The sequence below is a fragment of the Croceibacterium salegens genome, from assembly GCF_009827435.1.
Taxonomy (GTDB): Bacteria; Pseudomonadota; Alphaproteobacteria; order Sphingomonadales; family Sphingomonadaceae; genus Croceibacterium_B; species Croceibacterium_B salegens.
Genome location: NZ_WTYM01000026.1, coordinates 15,232 through 29,164 on the forward strand (window position 1 = coordinate 15,232; position 13,933 = coordinate 29,164).

Consider the following 13,933-nt stretch of genomic DNA (forward strand, 5'->3'; position numbering starts at 1 on the left):
TTCGCTACGCTCGCAATGACGAAATGTCGGGTCTGGCTCTTACCGCCCCGCCACCCGCGCGCCCTGAATGTCGACGACTTTCGGGCTGTTCGAGAACAGCACGCTGAACTGGTCGTCGAGGTCCTGCGTGTGCGGCTCGGTGCCTTCGCGCACCGTGGTACGGCGCATGTCGCGCTTGTACTTGTCGTAGGCGTATTCGCCGCCGCGGTGCATCGAGCACAGGTTGTCCCAGATGACCATGTCGCCGACCTGCCAGCTGTGGCTGAAGACGTATTGCGGCTGGGTGCAGTGCTCGATCAACTGCCTGATCATCGCCCTGCCCTCGGCCTTGTCCATGCCCTCGATGTCCATGGTGTGCGCGGCGATGAACAGCGACTTGCGGCCCGAACCCTTGTGGACGTGGACCAGCGGGTGGCGCGCCTTGAAGCGGGCGTCGATTTCCTCGTCGGGAATGTCGGCCCCGGCGAGCTTGCGGCTCCACCACAGCGAGTTGATGCCGACCTTGTCCTCGAGGAAATCCTTCATGTCCTGCGGCAGGTCGTCGTACGCGCTGCGCGTATCGGCGAACCAGGTCTCGCCACCTTCGGGCGGAACGCTGTGGGCGAGCAGCAGCGAGTAGCTGGTGCGCATTTCCATGAAGGCGCTGTCGGTGTGCCACAGCCGGTCGCCCTTGCGGTACTGAATCGCCGCCGGGTCCTGAGTGATTTCGCCCTCCGGGTTGAGGTTGCTGGCGTCGAACAGCTCGCGGAACGGCAGGCGGTACTTGATGCCCTCGCGCGCCGGGACGCGCTCGAGGTAGCCGAAGTTGCGGCTGAATTCGACGTGGTCAGCGTCCGACATGCCGGTGTCGCGCCACACGGTCACGCCCCAGGTGTCCATGGCGTCGGTCACCTGCTTCACCTCTTCGGGCGAAAGCTTGCGCGTCAGGTCGAGGCCCGAGCAATAAGCGCCGAAGCGCGGGAGGATGGGGTCTACTTGCAGGGGCATAGCGCCTCTCCGATATATTCTTAGCTTGCTAACTACATAGCAACCGGACGCTTGCGCTGCAAGCTCGCCCGCTTGCACTGCGCGCACAGCACGCCGTCCTGATTGTAAGCCCGATGCGCGAAGGTGACGATGCCCTGGTCGGGCCTCGATTTGCTCTGGCGCACGTCGAGCACCTCGGTCTCGATCCGCACCGTATCGCCGATGAACAGGGGGGCCGGAAAACGGACCTCGTCCCAGCCGAGATTGGCCACTGCGGTGCCCTGCGTTGTGTCGTTGACGCTGATCCCGACCATCAGTGCCAGCGTGAAGCACGAATTGAACAGGATCCGACCGTACTCGGTTTCCTTCATGTACTCCGCATCGAGGTGCAGCGGCGCAGGATTGTGGGTCAGCGCGCTCATCAGCAGGTTGTCGGTTTCGGTCAGCGTGCGCCGCAACGGGTGGTCGAAAACCTGCCCGACTTCGAATTCCTCTAGCCACAATCCGGCCATTTCACTCTCCTTTGCCGATGTCACTATCACGGCTTTTTTCGCCGTTACAGGAAAGGTTCGGCCGTTCCGGTGTTGGATGGCCAGTGTCAGATGGAGGTCACCCCATGCGATTTTCCGCCATACCCCTCGTCGCGCTCGGACTTGGCCTAACGGCTTGCGGCTCCCAGTCGGACGATACGCCCGCTCCGACAGCATCGGCGACCGGGGCCGCCGCTCCGGCGCCCGCCCCGCTGCCGACCGAAATTCCGATCCAGTTCCAGGGCCGCTGGGGCCTCAACGCTAACGATTGCTCGGGCGACCCGGCGGCGGCCAAGGGCCTGCTGACGATCGATGCCTCGACCCTCAGGTTCTACGAATCGACCGGGACGCTCGACGAGGTGACGTCATCGACCGAAGGCCGCCTGCGCGGGAACTACTCCTTCACTGGCGAAGGGATGGAATGGCAACGCGACGAAATCCTCGACTTGCGAAATGGCGGCAAGGTGCTGGTACGGCGCGAATTCGGAGAAGGTGCATCGCCCGAAGCTTTCGACTACACGAAGTGCGAATGAGCAAACGCACCCGCATCCCGCCGCTCTCGCCTTTCGAGGAACAGGCCGGCTTCACCCGCGCATTGCGCACCGGAAACCGCATCGTCTGCTCCGGCACCATCGGTGTCGAGGAAGACGGATCGGTCTCGCCCGACGCCGGCAAGCAGGCGGACCGCTGCTTCGCGCTGATCAAGGGCTACATCGAAGAGCTCGGCGGCGCGATGGAGGACGTGGTGCGCGTGCGAATGTTCGCCACCGACATCAAGGATGCCGACGCGATCACCGCCGCCTTCACCCGTGCGCTCGCCCACGTGCGGCCGACGGGAACCCTCGTCGCCATTGCCGCGCTCTACCATCCGAGCTGGAAGGTCGAGATCGAGGCCGAAGCGGTGATCGGAGACGAATGATGCGAACCTCGCTTGCCCCTATTGCGATCTTGGCTCTCGCCGCCTGTGCAACGACGACGCCTGACGTGGATCGGCCGACCCGAGCGCCCGCTGGCGAGTGCAGCAGCGATGTGGCCAACAGCTTCATCGGCAAGAAGGCGACTCCCGAACTGGGGGAGGAAATGCTCGCCGCCACCGGTGCCAAGACTCTGCGCTGGGTTCCGCCGCGCTCCGCGGTGACGATGGACTTCCGTCCCGACCGGCTGACCGTCAGCTACGACGACGATTATGTGATCACACAGGCAAGCTGCACCTGAGGCGGTTGCATGTGAAACGGCTTCGCGGCATGGGCCTGCGCGAGAGGACCTCATGACCGGACAATTCGCCCTTACCGACGACCAGTTCGCCATCCAGGAGATGGCGCAGCGCTTCACCGCCGACGAGATCACGCCCCACGCCGCGAAGTGGGACGAGGAGCACATCTTCCCGCGCGACACGATCCGGAAGGCGGCCGAACTCGGTTTCGGCTCGATCTACGTTTCGGAAGAGTCCGGCGGCATCGGCCTCGGCCGCCTCGAGGCGGCACTGATCATGGAGGCGATGGCCTATGGCTGTCCTTCGACCAGCGCCTTCATCTCGATCCACAACATGGCCTGCTGGATGATCGACCGCTTCGGCGCGCAGGCCGTTAAGGACAAGTACCTGCCGAGCCTGATCGGAATGGACAAGCTCGCCAGCTACTGCCTGACCGAGCCGAGCAGCGGCTCGGACGCCGCGGCGCTCAAGACCAAGGCGGTCAGGGACGGCGACGACTGGCTGGTGACCGGCACCAAGCAGTTCATCTCCGGCGGGGGCGAGAACGACATCTACGTCACCATGGTCCGCACGGGCGAGGATGGCCCCAGGGGCATTTCCTGCCTCGTCATCGAGAAGGACATGGAGGGCGTCAGCTTCGGCGCGCAGGAGAAGAAGCTCGGCTGGCATTCGCAGCCGACCGCTGCGCTCAACCTCGACAACGTGCGCGTGCCGGCGGAGAACATGATCGGCGGCGAAGGCGAGGGATTCCGCATTGCCATGATGGGGCTCGACGGCGGGCGCATCAACATCGGCGCCTGCTCATTGGGCGGTGCGCAACGCTGCCTCGACGAGGCGGTGAAGTACACCAAGGAGCGCAAGCAGTTCGGCCAGGCCCTGGCCGATTTCCAGAATACCCAGTTCACCCTCGCCGACATGGCCACCCGGCTCGAAGCGAGCCGCGCACTACTCTACCTCGCTGCCGCCAAGGTGACCGAGAACGCCCCGGACAAGACCCGTTTCGCGGCCATGGCCAAGCGTTTCGCCACCGATGAATGTTCGGCGGTGGTCAATGATGCGCTTCAATTGCATGGTGGTTACGGCTACCTGCAGGACTACCCGATCGAGCGCTTCTGGCGCGACCTCAGGGTCCACTCGATCCTCGAAGGCACCAACCAGATCATGCGGATGATCGTCGGCCGGGACCTGCTGCGGCAGTGACAGGCGAAGTACACCTCCACCGCCACGGCGCGGTCGGCCATGTCTCGCTCAACCGGCCCAAGGCGCTGCACGCCCTGACACAGGGCATGTGCGAGGCGATGAGCGAGAAGCTGCTCGCGTGGCGCGCCGACGACGGGTTCGCCGCGGTGCTGCTCGACCATGCCGAGGGCCGCGGGTTCTGCGCCGGGGGCGACGTGCAACTGGTGCGCCGCTCGGCGCTGGAGGATGGCGGTGCGGCAGGACGCGCCTTCTTCCATGCCGAATACCAGCTCAACCACCTGATGTTCACCTACCCCAAGCCGATCGTCGCCTTCATGGACGGCGTGACGATGGGCGGCGGCGTGGGCATCAGCCAGCCGGCGACGTATCGCGTGGCGACCGAGAACACGCTGTTCGCCATGCCCGAGGGTGCGATCGGCCTGTTTCCCGACGTCGGAGCGGGATGGTACCTGCCACGGCTCAGGGGCCGTACGGGTGTCTTCCTCGCGCTGACCGGTGCGCGGCTCGACGGGGCAGAGTGCCTGTGGGCCGGGCTCGCAACGCATTACCTTGCGAGCGACGCCCTGGCCGAAGCAAAAGCGCGGATCATCGTCGATCCGACCGACATAACCGCAATCCTCAACGAGCTTTCCGCTACGCCGCCCGATGCGCGCATCGCCGGGAATGCCGAGCGCATCGACCGCCTGTTCGCCTCCGACAGCCTCGAGGAAATCATCGCTGCGCTGTCGGCCGACCCGTCGGACTGGGCGGCCAAGGAACTGAAGGCGGTTGCTGCCAAGTGCCCGGCCACGTCCAAGGTGGCGCTGCGGCAATTCGCCGAGGGTCTCGTCCAGCCGGACTTTGCCGCCGAAATGGCCTCCGAGTACCGCATCGCCGCTCGCATGATGTTGCGCCCCGATTTCGTCGAGGGCGTCCGCGCGGTGCTGGTCGACAAGGACAACAACCCGCAGTGGAATCCGGCGGACCCGCCTGGCGTCGCCGCGGACATGCTGGACGCGATTTTCGCACCGCTTTCGCCGGACGAAGAATGGAGTCCCAACGCCCCGCTTTAGGGCAGCAAAACAATTCCTTGCATCGTTCCGCTTGCGATTGTGTGCTGCACAAGGCAACCCTGCGAACGATGAAGGGGCCTGGCATACGTCGCGGTCGCCGATGGGCGGCGATTGGCTGACCGTATGGACGGTCTCAATCTCGGCTATTCGCTCGCCGGCGGCTTCGTCGGATTCCTCGTCGGCCTGACCGGCGTGGGTGGCGGATCGCTGATGGCGCCGCTGCTCATACTCATGTTCGGCTTCAGCCCCGCGGTCGCGGTCGGGACCGACTTGTGGTTCGCCACGATCACCAAGACCACTGGTGGCCTCATCCATCACCGCCTCGGTTCCGCCGACTGGAAACTCGTCGGCCGGCTGTGCCTCGGCAGCATTCCGGCAGCGATCCTGACATTGTTATGGCTTGGCTTCTACCACCACGGACGGCTCGAATCGCAACTGCTGATGTTGCTGCTCGGCGGTGCCCTGCTGGTGACTTCGGTGTTGATGGTGCTGCGGCCCTATCTTAACCACCCGCTGCACAACCTGCGGCTCAAGCTTTCGCCGCAATTGCCGCGCCTGCGCAAACGGCAGTACACCTTCACCGTGCTCGGTGCGGCGATCATTGGAGCGCTGGTCACGCTGACCTCGGTCGGTGCCGGGGCGCTGGTCGCCGTGATGCTGGCGATCCTCTATCCACTACGGCTCGGGACCAAGAAGATCGTCGGCACCGACATCATTCATGCCGTTCCTTTGACGCTGGTTGCCGCCATCGGCCATTCGTGGCTCGGCAACGTCGATGCCTGGCTGCTCGCCAGCCTGCTACTCGGCTCGATTCCGGGAATCATCGCCGGCTCGCTGGTTACCGGCAAGGTCAACGAGAACCTGGTGCGCTATGCGCTGGCGGGAATGCTGATCGTCTCGGCGCTGAAGATGATCTTCAGCTGACGTCGCCGGTTTCGGTGCGATTGCACCGCTTTACGCACCCCCGGCGCTTGGCAATCGGCAAACGGCAGGGCAGAAGCCGGAGCAAGGAGAGGTACAAATGAACGTTATCAAGCCGATTCTTGCCGCGAGCGTGCTTGCACTTGCCTGGACGATGCCGGCCGCCGCGCAGGACCAGGACGTGGTCATGGCCGCTAATACGACCGGGACGCCCGACGAGCGCGCCGCGGCGATGCTCGCGCAGATGACCCCGGCGGAGAAGCTGATCCTGCTCAAGGGCTACTTCGGCAGCCCGTTCGGTGGCTTCCCCGGCAGCACCGCTGCACCCTACGTACCGCCGGAGGAAGTGCGGCTGGGGTCTGCAGGCTACGTACCCGGCATCCCCAGACTCGGAATCCCCCCACAATGGGAAACCGACGCCGGGATCGGCGTTGCCTCGCAGCAGGAAGCGGTCGACAAGAAAGCGCGTACCGCACTTCCCTCGGGCCTCGCCACCGCGGCGACATGGGATCCCGCGCTAGCCTATGCCGGCGGCGCGATGATCGGGTCGGAAGCCCGGGCTACCGGCTTCAATGTGATGCTCGCGGGCAGCGTCAACCTGATGCGCGAGCCGCGCAATGGGCGCAATTTCGAGTACGCCGGGGAAGATCCGCTGCTCGCCGGGTCGATGGTCGGTCCGTTCATCGCAGGCGTCCAGTCGAACGAGATCATCTCGACCATCAAGCATTACGCCCTCAACGACCAGGAAACCGCCCGCAACACGGGGAATTTCGAGCTCGAGGAAAGTGCGTTCCGGATGAGCGACTTGCTCGCCTTCCAGATCGCCATCGAGCAGGGGCATCCGGGCTCGGTGATGTGCGCCTACAACCTCGTTGGCGGCATCCATGCTTGCGAAAATCCCTGGCTGCTGACCAAGGTCCTGCGCACCGACTGGAACTGGCCGGGTTACGTCATGACCGACTGGGGCGCGGCCCACTCGACCGCGCCCTCGGTACGCGCCGGCCTCGACCAGGAATCCGGCTACGGGTTGCAGCGTGACGACTGGTTCGGCGCCGAAAAACTGCAGGCCGCACTCGACAGCGGCGAAATCGACAACGGCATGATCGACACGATGGCCGGACGCATCCTGCGCTCGATGTTCGCCCACGGCCTGATCGACAACCCGGTGGAGGCGGCCAGCCCGATCCCGTTCGAAGCCAACCGCGCCGTCAGCCAGGCCGACGCGCAAGCGGCGATCGTGCTGCTCAAGAACGAGGACAACCTGCTTCCCCTCACCGGCGCCAAGCGTATCGCGGTTATCGGCGGACACGCCGACAAGGGTGTTATTTCGGGCGGCGGATCGAGCCAGGTCTATCCCGACGGCGTCAACGCCGTACCAGGCATCGCGCCGACCACCTGGCCGGGACCGGTGGTGTTCAATCCCTCCGCCCCGCTGCAGGGGCTGCAGGACCAGCTTCCCGGCGCGACCTTCGCCTACTCCTCGGGTGACGACCCCGACGAGGCGGCGCAACTCGCCGCCGAGGCCGACATCGCAATCGTCTTCGGGACCCAATGGGCGAGCGAAAGCATCGACGTGCCGCTCACGCTTGGCGAGGGACAGGACGCACTGGTTGCCACCGTCGCCAAGGCTAATCCCAACACTGTCGTGGTGCTGGAAACCGCCGGCCCGGTGATGATGCCCTGGGCCGACAAGGTGAAGGGCATCGTCGAGGCATGGTTCCCCGGCCGCATGGGCGGCGCGGCGATCGCCAGCGTGCTGACGGGAACGGTCAACCCGTCGGGTCACCTGCCGGCGACCTTCCCGCGCTCGCTCGACCAGTTGCCACATCCGGAGGAACCACACCCGGGCACGACGACTTACGACGAGGGCGTGCTGGTCGGCTACAAGTGGTACGACGCCAAGGGCTTCGAGCCGCTGTTCCCGTTCGGCTACGGCCTGTCCTACACCTCGTTCGCATACAGCGACCTCACCGTGCGGCCGATGGGCGACGGCATCGTTGCGACTGTCAGGATCACCAACACCGGCGATCGTGCCGGGGCCGACGTCGCCCAGCTCTATCTCTCGGGACCGGAGTGGCCGGAACTGCGCCGCCTCGGCGGCTTCGCCAAGGTCACGCTGGAGCCGGGTCAGAGCACGGTCGTCGGCATCAAGGTCGACCCGCGCCTGCTCTCCGTCTGGGACACCGGCGCGGAATCGAGCGAAGGCCCGGGCTGGTTGCGGCGCGACGGCGACTACACGGTCAGCGTCGGCTACAGCTCGCGCGACATGGCCGACACCGCCTACATCAGCCTGCCGGCCCGTCACCTGCCGCCGGAGTGGAAGCCCTAGGGCAGCGCCTGTTCGACGATCCCCCAGCCGGCGAGGTCCTTGCCCGCGGCGCGTTCGATGAGCCGCGCTGCGTCTGAGATCGAGTAAGGGTGCGCGTTCGCCGCAGTGGCAAGTTCGTCCCACGTCACCGGCGCGGCTACGGGCGCACCGGCGCGAGCGCGGGCACTGTAGGGCAGCACCGAGGTGTTTCCGCGCTGGTTGCGCAGCCAGTCTATGAAGATGCGGCCCTCACGCTTCGCCTTGCTCATGGTTGCGGTGAAGCGGTCGGGTTCGGCTTCGGCAACAAGGTCAGCCAGTCCTTTCGCGTAGTCGCGATGGGAATCCCACGAATGCCCCCGCGACAAAGGGGCGACTATGTGGACGCCCTTTCCGCCCGATAGCATCGCGAAGCTCTCAAGCCCGTCGGCGACGAGCCGGTCGCGGATATCCGCAGCCGCCCGGGTCACTTCGGCATAGCCAAGCCCAGAATCGGGATCGAGGTCGAACACCAGCCGGTCGGGAAGTTCGACGTCGTCCGCGCGCGCCTGCCAGCCGTGAAATTCGATGGTGCCCATCTGCACGCAGCCGAGCAGTCCGCCTGCATCCTCGACGTAGAGATAGTCGTCGCTCTGCCCACTCTTTTCCGGGATCTGCACCGTGTGAACCTGCGGTCCGAAGCCACCGGTGTCGTGTTTCTGGAAGAAGCATTTCTTTGCCCGCCCCTGCGGACAGCGTACGAGGCTGACCGGTCGTCCGGCCGCGAATGGCAGCATCAAGGGTGCAATCGAGGCGTAGTAGTCGGCCAGGTCACCCTTGGTCTGCCCACTGTCTTGAAAAATCACCCGATCCCGGTTGGAAATCTTCACTTCAGGATCGTCAGCTGGCGTCATCGCAGGTCCTTTCGTTCCTCCCCCACGCCGTTCTTGCCGAGGCGCAATTCGAGTCAGGTATCGCTACGCCTGCATCTTATGCCGATACCGCCATTGGTCCAGCCTCTCCACTTTGCGACTTCAGGGGCACACCCGTCGACCTCAGCGGAAAGCGAACTCGCCGGCCTTGCCGCCGAATTGTTCGACAGCGTAGGCGCGCGCGGCTGCGGTGGACTTGAAGGTCTCCTCGACCTGCCTGCTCACCACCCAGGGATATCCCTGGCTGTTATAGCGCGTTTCACGCACGGTCAGATGGAACTGTCCCATCTCGTCCTTGAGGATGAGGAACGGCTTCGGCTCGGCGGATGACATAACTTGGCACCTTTCAGGATAAGGGTTCGTTGAGCACGGAGGCAGCTTCGGCCTGCCGCCTGCGTTGCCGACGGCGAGAATCGAGCCGGACGGCCAGACCGATCATCAACACAAGCAGGAAACCGTAGATCACGAATACGAAGTCGATCATGATCGTTCTCCCCCCTCGTCCTTCGCAATGGACTTGAGCGCCCTGGCGTCGTCTTGCTTGCGCCGGCGCAAGTTCTCTCGCGCCACGGTTTGCTGCTCGGAATTGTAGCGGATCCACCAAATGAGCGCTCCAAACGAGGCAACCAGGACCGCAATCAGGGCGTAGGCGATGAGTGTCCTGTCGGTCACCGGTTCGATCACGTGGAACCAAGGACGAGATGGGCGTGAAGCACGATGGTCTCCTCATGGGGTAAGCGGGAGCACATCGCATCTCTCAGCCGCGAGCGCTTACAAAGAGCGTCTGCCCGCAGTGGTCCCCATATAGCGATCCGGCGAGCATATGTAAGGGCCGCAGGGCGGCGCCGTCATCGCGCCCGTTCCAGCCTGACCAGAGCCTCGTCCAGCGCTTGCAGGAAGCGCGACCTGTCCGCCTTGCCGAATGGTGCGGGGCCCCCGACAACGTCGCCACCTGCGCGCAGGTCCGCCATGATGGCGCGAGTGGCAATGGCACTGCCAATGCTTGCAGCTGTAAAGGGCCGACCATTGTTGCCGACGACAGTGGCCCCAGCCTTCAGGCAACGATCGGCCAGCAAAATGTCTGCAGTGATTACGATCGCGCGTGAGTCGGCGCGTTCGGCAATCCAGTCGTCGGCCGCATCGAATCCGCCATCGACCACCACCCTTTCAACCAGCGGTCCAACGGGCACCCGGAAGTAGCTGTTGCTGACCACGCTGACCGGAATCCGGCGGCGTTCGGCAACGCGGTAGATTTCCTCCTTCACCGGACAAGCATCGGCGTCGACAAGTATGCGGATCGATTTCATAGCCTCACCCTGCCATTTTCCTAGAGGTCGGGCCACCGCATCCGTCATGGCGCTTGCGCTCGAACTCCACTTGCGGCCAATGTTGGTCACGGACGTCAGGGAGAGGGCCGGATGAAGTTTTTCCGCTTGGCTTTGGCGGCTGCGCTCCTGACGCTGGCGGGGTGCGACCTTCCGGCGGACTACTACGGCGGCACGCCCGAAGCCGGCGCGATCGACGATGACCGCATGCTCGCCGCCGACAGCGATGCCGACAACTGGCTTGGCCACGGCCGGACCTATGCCGAGCAGCGCTTCAGCCCACTCGACCAGGTCAACGTCGACAACGTGGGCCAGCTGGGCCTCGCCTTCTCTGTGCCGCTCGACACCCACCTCGGGCAGGAGGCGACGCCGATCGTCGTCGACGGGGTCATGTACTTCTCGACCGCCTGGTCAAAGGTCATGGCGGTCAACGCCACAACCGGCGAGGTGCTGTGGAAGTTCGACCCCGAAGGCGCGCGTTCGCAGGGCGCCAAGGCCTGCTGCGACGTGGTCAACCGTGGCGTGGCGGTTTGGGGCGGCAAGGTCTTCGTCGGCACGATCGACGCCCGCCTGATCGCGCTCGACGCAAAGACCGGGGCCAAGCTGTGGGACGTCCAGACGGCCGACATCTCCAAGCCCTACACAATCACAATGGCCCCGCGCGTGGTGCGCGGCAAAGTCATCATCGGCAACTCCGGAGCCGAGCTCGGGGTGCGCGGATACGTCACCGCCTACGATGCCGACACCGGCGGGCTCGTCTGGCGCTTTTACACCGTCCCCCCCAACCCCGCCGACGGTCCCGACGGCGCCGCCTCGGACGAGGTCTGGGCAGGGCCTGCGGGCAAGACCTGGGCAGGCAAGTGGTGGGAAATGGGCGGCGGCGGCACCGTGTGGGATTCGGTCGTCTACGACGCCGAGTTCGACCAGTTGCTCGTCGGCGTTGGTAACGGCAGCCCGTGGAACCATCGTGCGCGCAGCGATGGCGAGGGCGACAACCTGTTCCTCGCCTCGATCCTCGCGCTCGATCCCGACACCGGCAAGTACAAGTGGCACTACCAGCTCAATCCGGGCGAGAGCTGGGACTACACCGCCACGCAGCAGATGACGCTGGCCGACCTCACCATCGACGGGAAGGTCCGCAAGGTGGTGATGCAGGCGCCGAAGAACGGGTTCTTCTACGTTATCGATCGCAGCGACGGGAAGCTGATCAGCGCAGAGCCTTACGCTCCGCAAAACTGGGCGGAGAAGATCGACCTCGAAACCGGCCGCCCGGTCGAAAAGCCGGGCATTCGCTACAAGGACGCGCCCTACCTCATCTACCCCTCGGGCATCGGCGCGCATGCGTGGATGCCGATGAGCTATTCGCCCAAGACCGGCCTCGTCTACATCCCGATGATGGTGGTCCCGCTCTCGCTGTCGGACGACGCGAATTACGAGCGGCACATCGGTCGCTGGAACACCGGCGTCGGTTTCATGGCCCCGCCGCCGGGCTCGGTGCCGGGCAACACGCCGCTCGAACGCCGCGCTGCGCTGGCAGCGATGAACCGCGGTGCGCTCGTCGCGTGGGACCCGGTCAAGCAGAAGGCCGCGTGGACGATCGAGAAGGAATGGCCGTGGAACGGCGGCACGCTGGCGACCGGCGGGAACCTCGTGTTCCAGGGCGATCCCTACGGCTTCTTCCACGCCTATGCCGCCGACACCGGCAAGGAGCTTTGGAATTTCGACAGTGGGCGCGGGATCCTCGCCGGGCCGGTGACCTACCGGGTCGACGGGGTACAATTTGTCGCGGTGCTGGCCGGGTACGGCGGCTCGATGGGTGTCGCGACGCAATCCGACTGGATGCGCCGCCCGCCGCCCAACGGTGTGATGTTGGTGTTCAAGCTCGGCGGCACAGCCAAGCTCGAACCGCTGCCTCCCTACGATCCGCCAGCCTACGTCATTAGCGACGAGAAGTTCTCGCCCAAGCAGATTGCCGAGGGCGGCACGCAATACATTCAGTTTTGCAACATCTGCCATGGCGGCCCGGTCAACCCGAACCTGTTCCGCTCGCAAGTCGCGAAGGATTCAGGGGCATGGAAGGCGGTGGTCTTTGACGGCGGCCTGTCGGACAACGGCATGATCAGCTTCAAGACTTGGCTCGACGAGAAACAAGTGGAAGCGATCCGCGCCTATGTCCTCACGCAGGCGGCGCAGCTGGCGAAGCAGCCGGCTTCGCCGCTCGCTCCAGCAGGCAAAACCGGAGACAAAGGCCCCGCGAAACCCGGAACATGACCATCCGCCATCAGTTCGCCATGCCGCTGTGTCTCGCGCTCGCTGCCTGCTCCGGCGGCGATGAGAATGGCGCGGCGCCAATCACCAAGGTCGCATGCGCCACACCGCCCGACACTCCGGTACGGATTGCGGGAGGAACCTTCGCGATGGGCTCCGACCTCGTCGATGCCGAGGAAAGCCCGATGCGCGCGACAACGGTCGGCAGCTTTTGGATCGACCCGCACGAGGTCACCAATGGGCAGTTCGCCGCATTCGTCGCCGCGACCGGCTATGTTACGCTGGCGGAAAAGCCCGTCGATGCGGCCCAGTTCAACGTACCGAAGGAGCAGATCCCGCCCGAGCTGCTCGAACCGGGTTCAGCGGTGTTTACTCCTCCCGATACGCCGTCCGACCGCTATGCCGATTGGTGGAAATACATTCCCGGCGCAAACTGGAAGAAGCCATACGGACCTGGAGGTGCTGACGCCGTACCCGCCGAGCCTGTGGTGCACATGGCGTGGGACGACATGGTTGCCTATGCCAAGTGGAAGGACGGTCGGCTGCCGACCGAAGCGGAATGGGAATACGCCGCCAAAGCCGGTCAGCCCGCGCGCAAGGACCAGCCCGGACCGGGCAAGGCCAACACCTGGCAAGGCCTCTTTCCGGCAGTCAACGAAGGCAGCGATGGTTTCAAGGGAATTGCCCCGGTCGGCTGTTTCGCCCCCAACGCCAACGGGCTCTACGACATGGTCGGCAACGTCTGGGAGGTAACCGCCGACTTCTATCGTCCGGGCCACGACCCGGCGCAGCGCGACAACCCCAAGGGTCCTAGCGAGAACGATGCATACGATCCGCTCAATCCCGGCTTTGCCAGCCGGGTGATGAAGGGCGGATCGTATCTCTGCGCGCCGAATTACTGCCAGCGCTACCGGCCCGAGGCACGGCAGGGGCGCGATGCCGGACTTGGCGCGAGCAACGTCGGATTTCGCCTTGCCTACGACCGGGCACCGGGCTGACTGCAGACGTGCGAAATCGCGCCGGCAAGCGCAGCGTTCGATCCATGATTTGTGTCGGGTTTTTAGGTGGTTGCGGGGGTTGGATTTGAACCAACGACCTTCAGGTTATGAGGGCTCTGCTGCAATCCTACGGCTCACTACGCAAACCTACTCTTAAGACCTTATTTTCAGCACCTTAGGTTGACTGCAGAAGTGTATCGCGACTGTGTGTCTACGCACGGTTTCGCTATGCTTCGCCCCCGCC

At 64.7% G+C, this 13,933-nt stretch carries 15 protein-coding genes and 1 pseudogene; 9 read left to right on the forward strand and 7 right to left on the reverse strand.

The features are described from left to right. Nucleotides 1–39: 39 nt before the first annotated feature. Together GRI89_RS02715 and GRI89_RS02720 are read right to left on the reverse strand one after the other, a co-directional pair. On the reverse strand, nucleotides 40–987 hold the full coding sequence (locus tag GRI89_RS02715) for a TauD/TfdA dioxygenase family protein (protein ID WP_159791959.1): 948 nt from the start codon (nucleotides 985–987) through the stop codon (nucleotides 40–42). A gap of 32 nt (nucleotides 988–1,019) precedes the next feature. Further along, nucleotides 1,020–1,478, reverse strand: coding sequence for a MaoC family dehydratase (locus GRI89_RS02720; protein ID WP_159791961.1), 459 nt, complete (start codon nucleotides 1,476–1,478; stop codon nucleotides 1,020–1,022). A 104-nt stretch (nucleotides 1,479–1,582) separates the two neighbouring features. On the opposite strand from GRI89_RS02720, the gene GRI89_RS02725 reads away from it, so the two are divergent. The 7 genes from GRI89_RS02725 (at nucleotide 1,583) to GRI89_RS02755 (ending at nucleotide 8,211) form a co-directional block, all read left to right on the forward strand. Further along, nucleotides 1,583–2,029: a hypothetical protein gene (locus GRI89_RS02725; RefSeq protein ID WP_159791963.1), complete on the forward strand. Its 447-nt coding sequence runs from the start codon at nucleotides 1,583–1,585 to the stop codon at nucleotides 2,027–2,029. Then, nucleotides 2,026–2,415, forward strand: a complete 390-nt coding sequence (locus GRI89_RS02730; protein ID WP_159791965.1) for a Rid family hydrolase — start codon at nucleotides 2,026–2,028, stop codon at nucleotides 2,413–2,415. Before GRI89_RS02725 ends, GRI89_RS02730 begins: the two co-directional genes overlap by 4 nt. A 110-nt stretch (nucleotides 2,416–2,525) precedes the next feature. Beyond that, nucleotides 2,526–2,711 carry an I78 family peptidase inhibitor gene (locus tag GRI89_RS18230; protein ID WP_328598051.1) on the forward strand — a complete coding sequence of 62 codons (186 nt, stop codon included), beginning with the start codon at nucleotides 2,526–2,528 and terminating at the stop codon, nucleotides 2,709–2,711. A gap of 52 nt (nucleotides 2,712–2,763) precedes the next feature. Further along, nucleotides 2,764–3,909: an acyl-CoA dehydrogenase family protein gene (locus GRI89_RS02740; protein WP_159791969.1), complete on the forward strand. Its 1,146-nt coding sequence runs from the start codon at nucleotides 2,764–2,766 to the stop codon at nucleotides 3,907–3,909. Continuing rightward, on the forward strand, nucleotides 3,906–4,961 hold the full coding sequence (locus GRI89_RS02745; protein WP_328598052.1) for an enoyl-CoA hydratase/isomerase family protein: 1,056 nt from the start codon (nucleotides 3,906–3,908) through the stop codon (nucleotides 4,959–4,961). The genes GRI89_RS02740 and GRI89_RS02745 overlap by 4 nt, the downstream gene beginning before the upstream one ends. A 111-nt stretch (nucleotides 4,962–5,072) precedes the next feature. Next, nucleotides 5,073–5,885, forward strand: coding sequence for a sulfite exporter TauE/SafE family protein (locus GRI89_RS02750; protein WP_235912733.1), 813 nt, complete (start codon nucleotides 5,073–5,075; stop codon nucleotides 5,883–5,885). Between the two features lie 97 nt (nucleotides 5,886–5,982). Next, nucleotides 5,983–8,211, forward strand: a complete 2,229-nt coding sequence (locus GRI89_RS02755; protein WP_159791971.1) for a beta-glucosidase — start codon at nucleotides 5,983–5,985, stop codon at nucleotides 8,209–8,211. Here the strand turns inward: GRI89_RS02755 and ligD are convergent. The 5 genes and pseudogenes from ligD to GRI89_RS02780 all read right to left on the reverse strand — a co-directional run. Then, nucleotides 8,208–9,086: pseudogene (gene ligD / locus GRI89_RS02760) on the reverse strand (non-homologous end-joining DNA ligase); the annotation flags it as partial. The gene GRI89_RS02755 and the pseudogene ligD overlap by 4 nt on opposite strands. A gap of 135 nt (nucleotides 9,087–9,221) precedes the next feature. Continuing rightward, entirely contained in the window at nucleotides 9,222–9,431 is a 210-nt protein-coding gene (locus GRI89_RS02765) for a hypothetical protein (protein ID WP_159791975.1), read from the reverse strand. Between the two features lie 13 nt (nucleotides 9,432–9,444). Further along, complete coding sequence (locus GRI89_RS02770) at nucleotides 9,445–9,582, reverse strand: hypothetical protein (protein ID WP_159791977.1); 138 nt, start codon at nucleotides 9,580–9,582, stop codon at nucleotides 9,445–9,447. Then, nucleotides 9,579–9,782 carry a hypothetical protein gene (locus tag GRI89_RS02775; protein ID WP_159791979.1) on the reverse strand — a complete coding sequence of 68 codons (204 nt, stop codon included), beginning with the start codon at nucleotides 9,780–9,782 and terminating at the stop codon, nucleotides 9,579–9,581. Before GRI89_RS02775 ends, GRI89_RS02770 begins: the two co-directional genes overlap by 4 nt. Before the next feature lie 164 nt (nucleotides 9,783–9,946). After that, nucleotides 9,947–10,405 (reverse strand): YaiI/YqxD family protein, encoded by a 459-nt coding sequence (locus tag GRI89_RS02780; protein ID WP_159791981.1) that lies wholly within the window; start codon nucleotides 10,403–10,405, stop codon nucleotides 9,947–9,949. A gap of 111 nt (nucleotides 10,406–10,516) precedes the next feature. Here GRI89_RS02780 and GRI89_RS02785 point away from each other — a divergent pair, with 111 nt between their 5' ends. Both GRI89_RS02785 and GRI89_RS02790 read left to right on the forward strand, forming a co-directional pair. Beyond that, a complete protein-coding gene (locus GRI89_RS02785) occupies nucleotides 10,517–12,694 on the forward strand; it encodes a PQQ-dependent dehydrogenase, methanol/ethanol family (RefSeq protein ID WP_159791983.1) in 2,178 nt (725 codons plus the stop codon). After that, nucleotides 12,691–13,689 carry a formylglycine-generating enzyme family protein gene (locus tag GRI89_RS02790; RefSeq protein WP_235912735.1) on the forward strand — a complete coding sequence of 333 codons (999 nt, stop codon included), beginning with the start codon at nucleotides 12,691–12,693 and terminating at the stop codon, nucleotides 13,687–13,689. The genes GRI89_RS02785 and GRI89_RS02790 overlap by 4 nt, the downstream gene beginning before the upstream one ends. Nucleotides 13,690–13,933 lie beyond the last annotated feature (244 nt).

Bases quoted from the DNA above. Each gene is read 5' to 3' on its own strand.
- GRI89_RS02715 (WP_159791959.1), bottom strand. From the start codon at position 987: ATGCCCCTGCAAGTAGACCCCATCCTCCCGCGCTTCGGCGCTTATTGC.
- GRI89_RS02720 (WP_159791961.1), bottom strand. From the start codon at position 1,478: ATGGCCGGATTGTGGCTAGAGGAATTCGAAGTCGGGCAGGTTTTCGAC.
- GRI89_RS02725 (WP_159791963.1), top strand. From the start codon at position 1,583: ATGCGATTTTCCGCCATACCCCTCGTCGCGCTCGGACTTGGCCTAACG.
- GRI89_RS02730 (WP_159791965.1), top strand. From the start codon at position 2,026: ATGAGCAAACGCACCCGCATCCCGCCGCTCTCGCCTTTCGAGGAACAG.
- GRI89_RS02740 (WP_159791969.1), top strand. From the start codon at position 2,764: ATGACCGGACAATTCGCCCTTACCGACGACCAGTTCGCCATCCAGGAG.
- GRI89_RS02755 (WP_159791971.1), top strand. From the start codon at position 5,983: ATGAACGTTATCAAGCCGATTCTTGCCGCGAGCGTGCTTGCACTTGCC.
- GRI89_RS02765 (WP_159791975.1), bottom strand. From the start codon at position 9,431: ATGTCATCCGCCGAGCCGAAGCCGTTCCTCATCCTCAAGGACGAGATG.
- GRI89_RS02770 (WP_159791977.1), bottom strand. From the start codon at position 9,582: ATGATCGACTTCGTATTCGTGATCTACGGTTTCCTGCTTGTGTTGATG.
- GRI89_RS02780 (WP_159791981.1), bottom strand. From the start codon at position 10,405: ATGAAATCGATCCGCATACTTGTCGACGCCGATGCTTGTCCGGTGAAG.
- GRI89_RS02785 (WP_159791983.1), top strand. From the start codon at position 10,517: ATGAAGTTTTTCCGCTTGGCTTTGGCGGCTGCGCTCCTGACGCTGGCG.
- GRI89_RS02790 (WP_235912735.1), top strand. From the start codon at position 12,691: ATGACCATCCGCCATCAGTTCGCCATGCCGCTGTGTCTCGCGCTCGCT.